Origin of the sequence: Caulobacter sp. DWP3-1-3b2, assembly GCF_049896325.1 — a bacterium.
GTDB lineage: Bacteria > Pseudomonadota > Alphaproteobacteria > Caulobacterales > Caulobacteraceae > Caulobacter.
Window position 1 is genome coordinate 16,600 of record NZ_JAFCUB010000046.1, and the last position, 11,616, is coordinate 28,215.

Annotated in this window: 8 protein-coding genes and 1 pseudogene; 6 read left to right on the forward strand and 3 right to left on the reverse strand. The window is 67.2% G+C overall.

The window, feature by feature from the left end:
• The first annotated feature begins 36 nt into the window (after nucleotides 1-36).
• The 3 genes from ACP7AG_RS19770 (at nucleotide 37) to aguB (ending at nucleotide 4,567) form a co-directional block, all read left to right on the forward strand.
• Nucleotides 37-2,526 carry a TonB-dependent receptor gene (locus tag ACP7AG_RS19770; protein ID WP_426032999.1) on the forward strand — a complete coding sequence of 830 codons (2,490 nt, stop codon included), beginning with the start codon at nucleotides 37-39 and terminating at the stop codon, nucleotides 2,524-2,526.
• A gap of 158 nt (nucleotides 2,527-2,684) precedes the next feature.
• A complete protein-coding gene (locus ACP7AG_RS19775) occupies nucleotides 2,685-3,689 on the forward strand; it encodes an agmatine deiminase family protein (protein ID WP_426033001.1) in 1,005 nt (334 codons plus the stop codon).
• Nucleotides 3,689-4,567 carry an N-carbamoylputrescine amidase gene (gene aguB, locus ACP7AG_RS19780; protein WP_426033003.1) on the forward strand — a complete coding sequence of 293 codons (879 nt, stop codon included), beginning with the start codon at nucleotides 3,689-3,691 and terminating at the stop codon, nucleotides 4,565-4,567. Before ACP7AG_RS19775 ends, aguB begins: the two co-directional genes overlap by 1 nt.
• Nucleotides 4,568-4,704: 137 nt before the next feature.
• Here the strand turns inward: aguB and ACP7AG_RS19785 are convergent, their stop codons facing one another.
• Nucleotides 4,705-5,514: an acid phosphatase gene (locus ACP7AG_RS19785; RefSeq protein WP_426033005.1), complete on the reverse strand. Its 810-nt coding sequence runs from the start codon at nucleotides 5,512-5,514 to the stop codon at nucleotides 4,705-4,707.
• A gap of 139 nt (nucleotides 5,515-5,653) precedes the next feature.
• Between ACP7AG_RS19785 and ACP7AG_RS19790 the strand changes: the two genes are divergently transcribed.
• Nucleotides 5,654-7,699, forward strand: coding sequence for a TonB-dependent receptor (locus ACP7AG_RS19790; protein WP_426033007.1), 2,046 nt, complete (start codon nucleotides 5,654-5,656; stop codon nucleotides 7,697-7,699).
• Nucleotides 7,700-7,859: 160 nt separating this feature from the next.
• A complete protein-coding gene (locus ACP7AG_RS19795; protein WP_426009884.1) occupies nucleotides 7,860-8,648 on the forward strand; it encodes a SapC family protein in 789 nt (262 codons plus the stop codon).
• A gap of 61 nt (nucleotides 8,649-8,709) precedes the next feature.
• Here the strand turns inward: ACP7AG_RS19795 and ACP7AG_RS19800 are convergent, their stop codons facing one another.
• A complete protein-coding gene (locus ACP7AG_RS19800) occupies nucleotides 8,710-9,102 on the reverse strand; it encodes a MaoC family dehydratase (protein ID WP_426033009.1) in 393 nt (130 codons plus the stop codon).
• A gap of 133 nt (nucleotides 9,103-9,235) precedes the next feature.
• Between ACP7AG_RS19800 and ACP7AG_RS19805 the strand changes: the two genes are divergently transcribed.
• The gene (locus tag ACP7AG_RS19805; RefSeq protein ID WP_426033012.1) at nucleotides 9,236-11,404 is read left to right on the forward strand and encodes a protein-disulfide reductase DsbD family protein; all 2,169 of its coding nucleotides are present in this window, start codon (nucleotides 9,236-9,238) and stop codon (nucleotides 11,402-11,404) included.
• 113 nt (nucleotides 11,405-11,517) lie between these two features.
• Here ACP7AG_RS19805 and ACP7AG_RS19810 read toward each other — a convergent pair.
• A pseudogene (locus ACP7AG_RS19810) lies at nucleotides 11,518-11,616 on the reverse strand (IS5/IS1182 family transposase); the annotation flags it as partial.

Here is an 11,616-nt window from a genome sequence, read left to right on the forward strand (position 1 = left end):
CGCCCCTTCGCGACCGGAATAAGGGGATAAATCAAGATGATGACGAAAAAGCTCGCCTGCCTGGCGTCGACCGCTTTGGTCGGTAGCCTGCTGAGCGCCACCGCCGCCATGGCCCAGTCGACGGGTTCGCAAGCCAACGAAGTCGATAGCGTCGTCGTGACCGCCGCCGGCACGCGCGCCGTCGCCGGCCAAGTCGTGGAAACCGCGCCGAAGTCGCGCGCGTCCGTCGACGCCGCCTTCCTGGCCACCCAATCGACCGGCCAGAACGTGTTCCAGTCGCTGAACCTGCTCCCGGGCGTCAGCTTCACCAACAACGACCCCTACGGCTCGTCGGGCGGCAACCTGCGCCTGCGCGGCTTCGACGGCGCGCGCGTTTCGGTCACGTTCGATGGCGTTCCGCTGAACGACACCGGCAACTACGCCGTCTACCCGAACCAACAACTCGACGCCGAACTGATCGACCGCGCCAGCGTCAACCTGGGCACGACCGACGTCGATAGCCCGACCGCTTCGGCCACCGGCGGCACGATCAACTACGTGACCCGCAAGCCGGGCCACGACTTCGGCGGCATCGCCGACGCCTCAATCGGCGAAAACAACTATCGTCGTGGCTTCCTGATGCTGGACTCGGGCGATGTCGGTCCCTGGGGCACGCGCGCCTTCGTCGCCGGCTCCTGGCAGAAGTACGACAAGTGGAAGGGCCCGGGCACGCTTGAGAAGAAGCAAGTCAACGCCCGGATCATCCAAGATCTCGGCGATCGCGGCGACTTCGTCAGCCTCGCGGTGAACTACAACGAGAACCGCAACAACAATATCCGCACGCTGACGCTGCCCGAGTTCAACGCGTTCGGCAAGAATCTCGACTACACCGACACCTGCGTGAACCGCGTGCTGAGCCCGGCGACCGCGACCATCACAACCAGCGCGCCGGTCATCCCCGGCAACTGCTCCGACTTCTACGGTCGTCAGGTCAACCCGTCGAACACCGGCAGCGTCCGCGGCTCGGCCCTGTTCCACCTGACCGACAATCTGCGCCTGACCGTCGATCCGTCTTTCCAATACACCCTGGCCGACGGCGGCTCGCAGCTGACAACCGTCAGCGAAACCGATGGTCGCGTTAAGGGCACGGGCACGGTTGGCAAGGACCTGAACGGCGATGGCGACACCCTTGACAGCGTCGCGTTCTTCGCGCCCAGCGTCACCAACACCCGTCGCTACACCGGCACCAGCTCGCTGATCTGGGATCTGAACGACGACAACCGCTTCCGTATCGCCTACACCGGTGATTACGGCCGTCACCGCCAGACCGGCGAATACACCACCCTGAACACCGATGGCACGACGACCAACGTGTTCGGCGGCAAGGAAGGCCACGGCGCGACGGTCGCCACGGCCGACGGCAGCTTCCTGCGCGCCCGGGACCGTTTCTCGATCGCCCAGCTGAACCAAGTCGCCGCCGAATACCGCGGCAAGTTCATGGACAGCCGCCTGACCGTGAACCTCGGCCTGCGCGCCCCCTTCTTCAAGCGCGAACTGAACCAATACTGCTACACGCAGAACGCCACGAACCTGACGACCGTGATTTCCGGCTTCACGGTGAACTGCACGACCCAGGTTCCGGTGGTCACCAACACCGATGGCACCGTGCAGTTCGCTGCCGGCGCCGCCGCTAACCTGCGCTACATCAAGCCATGGTCGGCCACGGTGAAGTACGACAAGATCCTGCCGAACGCCGGCGCGACCTATGACCTGGGCGGCGGCAGCACGGTCTATGCCAGCTACGCCGAGGGCTTCTCGTCGCCGCGTACGGACAACCTTTACACCGCGACCCTGGTGAACGGCGTTGGCGCACCGGCCGACACCAAGCCGGAAACGACCAAGACCTATGACCTGGGTTATCGTTTCTCGAGCCCGACGTTCATGGCCACCGCCGCGCTGTGGAAGACGGACTACAAGAACCGCATCGTTCAAGCCTATGATCCGGACCTGAACATCAGCATCGACCGCAACGTCGGCGCCGTGAAGGCCTACGGCCTGGACACCCAAGCCGCCTGGGCTCCGGAAGAGTACCTGACGGTCACCGCCTCGTTCTCGTACAACAGCAGCAAGATCCAGGACGACCTGGTCAACGGCTCCGCCGTTGGCAACGTCCTGCCGCTGTCGGGCAAGCAAGTCGTCGAGACCCCGAAATACACCTTCGGCGGCCGCGTTGATTGGGACATCACCGACGCGCTCGCGCTCGGCGTCCAGGGCAAGTTCACCGGCGACCGTTTCTCGACCGACGTGAACGACGAAGTGGCTCCGCATTACACCGTGTGGGACCTGTCGCTGAAGTACGACCTGCCGTTCGCCAAGAAGACCTACGCTCAGCTGAACGTGAACAACCTGTTCAACGAAACCTACTTCGGCTCGATCAGCTCGCGCACCAACGCTCAGGCGATCACGGGCGTGACGGGGAGGGGCGCGCCGACCTACTACATCGGCTCGCCGCGCACCGTGCAGTTCACGCTGCGCACCGAGTTCTAGAACAAGACTGGCGCTCGCTTCGGCGGGCTCCAAGCGAGAGGGCGGCCTGGAAACAGGCCGCCCTTTTTCTTTTGTCGTGCGACTTTGCTAGAAGAGCGCCTTGACCCTCGGGCCATCCCGGCCCATTTGCGCCCCCCGTTTCGATCAGGCTAGACTTCATGACCCCGACCGTTCCCGCTGAATGGGCTCCGCACCGCGCCATGTGGGTGGGCTTTCCCAGCCACCCCGATGTCTGGCGCGAAGATCTCGTCCAGGCCCAGGCCGAGGTCGCCGACTTGGCGCGCGCCCTCGCCGGCGTTGGCGGTGAACGCGTGCGTCTGATGGTGGTCGGCGATGAGGCCGAGGCTGCCGCCAGGGCCCTGCTGGACGACACCACGGTCGAGGTCGTCCGGGGCCAGTTCGGCGACATCTGGCTGCGCGACACCGGTCCGATCTTCACCGAAACCGCCCACGGCGCCGTGGCGGCTGGCTTCCTGTTCAACGGCTGGGGCGGCAAGTACGAGATGGAGGGCGACGACATCGTCGCCGAGCAGATCGCCGCCGCCTCTGGCGCGCCCCTGACCCGCAACGCCTTCGTCCTTGAGGGCGGGTCGCTGGACCATGACGGCTCGGGCACGATCCTGACTACCCGCCAGTGCCTGCTGAACGTCAACCGCAACACCGACTGGGACGAGGCCACCGCCTCGACCGCCCTGGCCGACGCCCTGGGGGCCAAGAAGCTGCTGTGGCTGGGCGATGGTTTGTTGAACGACCACACCGATGGCCATGTCGACAACCTGGCCCGCTTTGTCGCGCCGGGCGTTGTGGCCTGCCCGATGGCCTTCGGCTCCGACGACCCCAATGCCGAGGTCTATGCCGAGACGGCCCGCACCCTGGCGGCGATGACCGACAGCCGCGGCTCGCCCCTGCAGGTGGTGCGGATCCCCTCGCCGGGCCGGATCCTCAACGCGGACGGCGACATCGTCCCGGCCTCGCACATGAACTTCCTGATCGCCAACGAGGCGGTGATCGTGCCGATCTATGCCGAGCAGTCGGGCGCCTTCGCCGTCGAGGTGATCGGTGGCCTGTTCCCCGAGCGCGAGGTCATCGGCCTGCCGTCCACCGCCATCCTGACCGGCGGCGGGTCGTTCCACTGCATCAGCCAGCAAGAACCGGAGGTCTAATGACCCGCACCCTGAGCGTCGCGGCCATCCAGACCTCCTACGGCATGGACCTGGCGGCCAACATCAAGAAGACCGAAGGCTTCATCCGCGAGGCCGCGGCGGGCGGCGCGCAGGTCATCCTGCCGTCCGAGCTGTTCCAGAGTCCTTATTTCTGCGTCACCCAAGAGGAGCGCTGGTTCGCGGAAGCTCACCCGTGGCGGGAGCATCCGGTGGTCAAGGCCATAGCGCCGCTGGCGGGCGAGCTGGGCGTGGTGATCCCGATCTCGATCTTCGAGCGCGAAGGCCCGCACTATTTCAACAGCCTGGTGATGGCCGACGCCGACGGGTCGATGCTGGGCGTCTATCGCAAGAGCCACATCCCCGATGGCCCCGGCTATCAGGAGAAGTACTATTTCCGTCCCGGCGACACCGGCTTCAAGGTCTGGGACACCCGATTTGGCCGCCTGGGCGTCGGCATCTGCTGGGACCAATGGTACCCCGAGGCCGCGCGCGCCATGGCGCTGCTGGGCGCGGAGGCCCTGTTCTACCCCACCGCCATCGGCAGCGAGCCGCATGATCCAAGCCTCAACACGACCCTGCCCTGGCAGCGGGCGATGCAGGGTCACGCGGTGTCAAACGTGATCCCGGTGATCGGCGCCAATCGCATCGGCTTCGAGCCCTGGGAGAACTATCCCAACGGCGGCCAGACCTTCTACGGCTCCAGCTTCATCGCCGACCATCGTGGCGACCTGGTTAGCGAGCTGGGTCACGCCGAGGAGGGCCTGGTGGCCTCGACCTTCGACCTGGACTTCTTGCAGACCCACCGCGCGGCCTGGGGCTTCTTCCGCGACCGCCGGCCGGAGCTTTATGGGGCGTTGGCGACGACACGGCCGACCTAGGACAGCGGCTCACTCTCTTGCCCCCACCTGACGGCTTCGCCGTCTGTCCGCCCCCATAGGGGGCGGAGCCTCGCCTACCTCTGAGCTCTTCCCCCCATGGGAAAGACGGTCGCGAAGCGACCCGCAGGGGGCAAGTGTCAGCCGGCAAGGCACCCCGTCGGCGCACCCATCGCCTGTGACGCCACCACCTCGGCCCGCGCCTCTTCCAGGTCGTTCATGAACTCGGCGTTCTGATGCAGCTTAGACACCATGGCTGAGCCCAGATAGCGCCCAGCCTCGACGTCGCTCTGATAGTGCACGCCGCAGATGATCCGGCTGTCGCCGAACGTCCGGCCGCGCGCCAGGATCGCGCTGGCCCTGTCCGGCGCGACTTCGGAGATCACCAGCCCCCAGGACCAACCGATCAAGCCGTGCCCCGAGGGGTATGACCCGTCGGTCTCGATCCATTTCTCGCGCGGCACGCAGATCGGCTTGCTATTGCCCACCGGGGGCCTGGCGCGCTGGAACACCGCCTTGGTCGGCCGATAGATCGTCGCCGCGTCGGCCGTCATCCGCATCAACATTCGGGTCAGGATCGGGGTCTTCTCTGGGCTGATCGTCACGCCGGCCGCGCAAGAGAAGCTTCGGAAACCGTACTTGCCCGATAGGTCAGCGTCGGCGATCGCCTGGGCCCAGGCGGGGGTGCCGGCGAATTTGCGGGTGTCGTTGAAGGTCATGCGGTCGGCCTCGCCGCGCGGCGAGGCTGGAGCGGGCGGCGGGCCGATGATGGTCGCGCCGTCCAGGCCCGTATCCGCGCCCAGATAGCCCTTGGGCGGCGCCGTCCAACTGGCCGAGGTCGCGGTCTGCGCGATCGGCGCGGCCTGTGGCGGGAACAGGTCTTGGAGCGAGGCGCAACTGGCCGTGAGCAGGCCGGCCAGAGTGAGGGCGATCAGGGCGTTGCGGGTCACGGGCGGTATCCGTTCGTTCATCCGCCCACAGAACGGGGCGGATCGACCGCGTCAAGCACGAAGCGGCTTGACGAACAGATATGTTATTTCATAACGCTCCTTTCGATCGCTCCCCCGGTCAAGGTTCAGGATAGGTTTCATGCCCCGTCGGGTTCTTCTCTGCGCCGCGAGCCTTCTGGCGCTCGCTCTCGTCGCGCCTCTGGCCCACGCCGCCGATGTCCCAGCGCCCGTGATCGCCGACGCTCCTCGGCCGGATGTGGTCGATAGGGTCGTGGTCACCGCTGCGCCCTATGCGGTGTCGCTCGACACCATCACCAGCAGCGTCAACGTGGTGACCCGCGACCAGCTCGACGTCGCCGCGCCCGCCGGGATCGGCGACATGCTCAACGGCCTGCCGGGCTTGCGCTCCACATTCTATGGCCCCGGCGCCTCGCGGCCGGTAATCCGCGGCATGTCCGGACCCCGGGTGATGGTGCTGCAGAACGGGGTAGGCCAGGTGGACGCCAGCGCCCTGTCGCCCGACCACGCCGTGGCCAGCGATCCCGGAGAAGCCTCGCGCATCGAGGTGCTGCGCGGTCCCTCGACCCTGGCCTATGGTGGCTCCGGCATCGGCGGCGTGGTCAACATGATCGACGAGCGCGTGCCTTCGGCGCCGGCCACGACGGGTTTCGAGGGCCGGCTGTCGGCCTCGGCCTCGTCGGTGGACGACGGCTATGCCTACAGCACCGCGATCAAGGCGGGGAAGGGCCCGCTGGTGTTCGCCGCCGACCTCTCCAGCCGCCGCACCAAGGACTATGACGTGCCTGTCGCGCCCGTCTCCGACCGCCTGTCGGCCCGCGACGGCCTGACAGTCGATCCCGATCACTTGGTCAAGAACACCGACGTGGAGGTCGACGCCTACGGCGCCGGCGTCTCCTATGTCCATGAGCGGGGCTTCTTCGGCGCCTCGGTAAAGCGCACCGATACGACCTACGGCGTGCCGTACGAGCAGATTCTCGCCCCGATCGATCCCAACGCCGAAGGCCCGGTCTCCATCCACCTGCAGCAGACCCGCTACGACGTGCGCGGCGAACAGGCGCTGGACAACGCCTTGTTCGAGAAGATCCGCGTCTCGGTGGGCTATGCCGACTATCAGCACGCCGAGGTCAGCGTCGATACGGGCGCGGTTGGCACCCGCTTCCTGTCGGACGGCGTCGAGGGCCGCGTCGAACTGGTGCACCGCGAGCATGACGGCCACCAGGGCGCTATTGGCTTTCAGGGCCTGTCGCGCAATTTCGAGGCCATCGGCGACGAGGCCTTCGTGCCTTCGACCAAGATCAAGGAATATGGTGTTTTCACCCTGCAGCGCCTCGATCGCGGAACCTGGGGCGTCGACGCCGGCCTGCGCTTCGACACCCGGTCGCTGCAGACCCCGACCGAAAAGCGCGACTTCGACAATGTTTCCGGCTCGATCGGCCTGTTCCTGAAGCCGACCGACCAGTTGTTCTACGCCTTGACCCTGTCGCGCAACGGTCGGGCGCCGACCGAGTTTGAGCTGTTCGCCAACGGCCCGCACCCGGGCACCGGCGGCTTCGAGGTCGGCGACGACGACCTGAAGTCCGAGACCGTCACCTCGCTGGAAGCCACCGTCCGCTGGAAGGGCGACCGCCTGCGCGCCGAAGGTCACCTGTGGGCGGCCAGGTACGGCAGCTTCATCGAGGAGGCCCCGACCGGCGCGATTGAGGACGATCTGCCCGTCTATCAGTATTTCCAGACCAAGGCCGACTTCCACGGCGCCGAGTTCGAGGCTGGCTATGACGCCTGGCGCGGCGCGGCCCAGTCGATCCGGCTGGAAACCACGTTCGACTGGGTGCATGGGGCGACAGATGCAGGCACGCCCGCTCGGATCCCGCCGTGGTCGCTGGGCGGTTCGGTGATCTGGAGCGCGCCGCGTGTCGAGACCACGCTGGAGGTGCGCCGCGTCGCCGAGCAGGACCGGGTGGCGACCTTCGAGCTACCGACCGACGGCTACACGGTGGTCAATATGAAGGCCACGTTCAAGCCGATCGCCGACTCGCCCTTGCGGCTGTTCGTTGACGGCCGAAACCTGACCAACGAAGAGATCCGCGAGCACGCCTCGTTCCTCAAGGACATCGCCCCGTCACCCGGGCGGTCGGTGCGGGCGGGGGTGGCCTGGAAGTTCTGAGCGGCGGCTTTTCCCGCTCAGGGTGAAATGAAGCCTGGCCCTGACCGTGAGGCGGAGGGGTCGATTGCGAGGCCTCTCCGGATCGGCTAGAAGCGCCGGACCTTCAAAGGCCGCCTGAGCGCAAGAGGCGTCCGTTCATTAGCCTTTTGTCGAGCTGTACATGGAAACGACCCAACCCGCCGGCGGCATCTCCGGCAACGTTCTGTTCTATTCTACGCCGGAGCCGCTGAACCGCGAGCAGCACGGCAAGCTCGGCCTCGTCCACAAGGACAAGCCCTACAGCTTCGCCGTGAATGGCACCGCCGTGCCGGTCGCCGTGACCGAGTTCGCGCCGTCGGCCCTGTCCTATCCGGTCATCTTCGCGGGCGAAGACCGCGTGCCTCTGGCCGTCATGGGCCTGAACACCGGCGAGAACCTGTTCATCAAGGCCGACGGCGGCTTCGAGGCGGGCGTCTATATCCCGGCCTATATTCGTCGCTATCCCTTCGTGCTGGCCAATGACGAGTCGCAGGACCGCCTGATCGTCTGCATCGACACCGCTTCGGACCTGCTGGCGGCCGGCGGCGACACCCCGCTGTTCGACGCTGCGGGCGAGCCGACCGAATACACCCAGAACTGCATCAAGTTCTGCGACGACTTCGAAATCGAGCGCCGTCGCACTGACTCGTTCGTGCAGTTGCTGAAGGATAACGACCTGTTCGAGCTGAAGAAGGCCTTCTTCACCCCGCAGGACGCCAACGGCGTGGCGGGCGAGCCGCAGGTCGTGGCCGAGTATTTCGGCGTCTCGGAAGAGAAGCTGAACGCCATGCCGGCCGACAAGATCAAGGAACTGCAGACCAGCGGCGCCTTGGCCCAGATCTACGCCCACCTGGTGTCGCTGATCGGCTGGGACCGCCTGGTCGCCCTGGCCATGACCCGCCAGCAGCAAGGCGCCGGCGTGCTGAACTAGGCTTCATGCCTTACGGCGTCGGAAGGGCGGCGGATCCTGAAGGGTCCGCCGCCTTTTTCGTTCACCGGGCGAAGATGCTGCGGGTCAGGCACGAGAAGACTAGCCGTCCCGCCTCGTCGAGCAGGTCGTGCTGGGCGATGACGATGCCCTTGCCCTCGCCAACCGGGTCCTTGCCCATCACGGTCATCCGGCCGCGCAGCAGCTCGCCGGCCGGCGGATTGCGCAGCCAGCGCAGGGCGTCGACGCCGACCCGCTTGGTTTGCGGCCACATCGCGGTGGCCTCGGCGTCGAGCTTGGACCAGATGGCGAAGACCATGGTGTCGGGCGCGCCGCTGGCCGCCGGCCAGCCGGGCTGGAAGGCGGCGCAGAACTGTTCCAGCGATTTGGCGTCGACGACGGTGGTCCCCAGCGAGACCACTTGACCGATCTCGATGTCGTCGAAGGCCGCGGGCATGGGCGAGTCACTCCTGGCAAGGCTGATCTTCGACCTGATCACGACGGCTTGACCATTGTCGAGAGCGCGCGGAGGGGTCATGTGTCATCCGCCCCCAATTGCCACCCCGTCTGGCCGCGCCCGGAACCCGTTCATGCGCCTTCAAAAGCTGCTCTCCGCTCTCCCCGCGCTGCTCGTCGCGATGCTCCTTGGCGCGCCCTTCCTGACAGGGCAGGCCGTCGCCCAGCCGGTGCAGTCGGGTCACATCGAGGTCGAGCTGGTTTCCCAGGAGGCCGGCGCCGCGCCGGGCGGGACTTTCTATGTGGCCCTGCGCCAGAAGATCATTCCCGGCTGGCACACCTATTGGCGCAATCCCGGCGACGCTGGAGACGCCACCAAGATCGTCTGGACCCTGCCGCCAGGCTGGACGGCGGGCGACATTGTCTGGCCTACGCCGGAGAAGAGCCGGGTCGGGCCGCTGCTCGACTACGCCTATACCGGCGAGGTGCTGCTGCCCGTGCCGATCACCGTGCCCGCCGACGCCCGCGTCGGCTCGGTCATCACCCTGAAGGCCGCCGTCGCCTTCCTGGTCTGCGAACAGGTCTGCGTGCCCGAGGACGCTGTCGTCACCCTGACCCTGCCGGTCGTGGCTGGCATGCCCGCCACGGATCCGAAATGGGGCGCCAAGGTCGCCGAGACCCTGGCCAAGGCGCCCAAGCCAGCCGGCCTGAAGGCGGTGTTCAGCCTGCAGGGCAAGCTCTTGAAACTGGCCGTGACCGGCGCGCCGCTCAAGGGCGCCGACGTCGCCGGGGCCTATTTCTATCCCTATTCCGGCAAGGTCATCGAGCACCCGCCAGAGCAGGGTATCGAGCGCGGCCCTGGGGGCCTGACCCTGTCGCTGACGCCCGGCTATGATTTCACCCAAGGCACGCCGCCAACCGAACTGGCCGGTGTGCTGGCCGTGGGCGGGGCCTCGTACGAGATCACCGCGACGCCCGGCGAGATCCCAGCGGACGCCGGCGGCCTGGGCGCGCCGGCCGCCGTCGCCAAGACCGGATCGCCGTCGGGCGCCAGCCTGGGCCTGCCCCTGGCCGTGGCCTTCGCCTTCCTGGGCGGGCTGATCCTCAACCTGATGCCGTGCGTCTTCCCGATCCTGTCGATGAAGGCCGCCAGCCTGACCGCCCATGCCCATGACGCCGGCAAGACCCGTGTCCAGGGCCTGGCCTTCCTGGCCGGGGTGGTCGTGACCTTCCTGGTCCTGGCCGGCGCCTTGATCGCGGTGCGGGCCGGCGGGGCGGCGGTGGGCTGGGGCTTCCAGCTGCAGTCGCCGGCCGTGGTCGCGGCCCTGTCGCTGCTGATGCTGCTGGTGGCGCTGAACATGTCGGGGGTGTTCGAGGTGGGCGCGTCCGTGCAAGGCGTGGCCTCGGGTTCCAGCGCCGACGGGATTGGCGGCTCGTTCCTGACCGGCGCCCTGGCCGTGGTCGTGGCCGCCCCCTGCACCGCGCCCTTCATGGCCGGGGCCCTTGGCTACGCCCTGACCCAGCCGCCGCTGCTGTCGCTGGCGGTGTTCCTGGGGCTGGCCCTGGGTTTCGCCGCGCCGTTCGTATTGCTGGCCTTCATCCCCGGCCTGCTGGCCCGCCTGCCGCGCCCGGGCCCCTGGATGGACGTGCTGAAGAAGGGCCTGGCCTTCCCGATGTACGCGACGGCCGCCTGGCTGGCCTGGGTGTTCAGCCAGCAGACGGGGTCGATCCCGCTAGCCTTGATCCTGGCCGCCGCCGTGCTCACCGCCTTCGCCGCCTGGCTGTATGGCCTGGCCCAAGCCCGCCGGATCGAGGGCAAGGGCGCGGTCGTCCCGTTCGGGATCGCGGCCCTGTCGCTGGTCGCGGTGGTTGCGCTGGTGATCGCCGCCGTCCGCGCCACCCCGGCCTCGGCGCCGGTGGCCGATGCGGCGAGCGCGCCGGCCGGTCCCGGCCTGGCCGCCGAGGTGTGGAGCCCCGAAAAGGTCGCCGCCCTACAAGCCAAGGGCAAGGTGGTGATGGTCGATTTCACCGCCGACTGGTGCGTGACCTGCAAGGTCAATGAGGGCACGGCCCTGAAGGGCCAGCGCGTCGTCGACGCCTTCAAGGCGGCGGACGCGGTCTATCTGAAGGCCGACTGGACCAAGCGCGACGCCGTCATCGCCGCCGCCTTGGCCGAGCACGGCCGAGCGGGCGTGCCGCTTTACCTGGTCTATCCCAAGAGCGGCGGGCCGCCGGCGGTGCTGCCGCAACTGCTGACCGAGGGGCTGGTCGTCGAGGCGATCGAGACGGCGGCGAAGGGCTAGAGCATTTTTCGAGCGAAGTGGTTCCGGTTCGCGTGAAGAAAAATGTGTCAAAACAGAAGATTAGAGCTCACGGCTTGAGGGAGTCAGGTCGGGAAATGCTCTAGGGTCCAGACTCATTGAGCCCACCAGATGATGATTGCGGCGATGAAGACGGCGCTGGCGAAGATGGCGGCGAGTTTGTCGTAGCGGGTTGCGACGCGCCGCCAGTCTTT

Excerpts from the sequence above, each read along its gene's own strand:
- ACP7AG_RS19770 (WP_426032999.1), top strand. The coding sequence starts at position 37 with ATGATGACGAAAAAGCTCGCCTGCCTGGCGTCGACCGCTTTGGTCGGT.
- ACP7AG_RS19805 (WP_426033012.1), top strand. The coding sequence starts at position 9,236 with ATGCGCCTTCAAAAGCTGCTCTCCGCTCTCCCCGCGCTGCTCGTCGCG.
- aguB (WP_426033003.1), top strand. The coding sequence starts at position 3,689 with ATGACCCGCACCCTGAGCGTCGCGGCCATCCAGACCTCCTACGGCATG.
- ACP7AG_RS19795 (WP_426009884.1), top strand. The coding sequence starts at position 7,860 with ATGGAAACGACCCAACCCGCCGGCGGCATCTCCGGCAACGTTCTGTTC.
- ACP7AG_RS19775 (WP_426033001.1), top strand. The coding sequence starts at position 2,685 with ATGACCCCGACCGTTCCCGCTGAATGGGCTCCGCACCGCGCCATGTGG.
- ACP7AG_RS19790 (WP_426033007.1), top strand. The coding sequence starts at position 5,654 with ATGCCCCGTCGGGTTCTTCTCTGCGCCGCGAGCCTTCTGGCGCTCGCT.
- ACP7AG_RS19800 (WP_426033009.1), bottom strand. The coding sequence starts at position 9,102 with ATGCCCGCGGCCTTCGACGACATCGAGATCGGTCAAGTGGTCTCGCTG.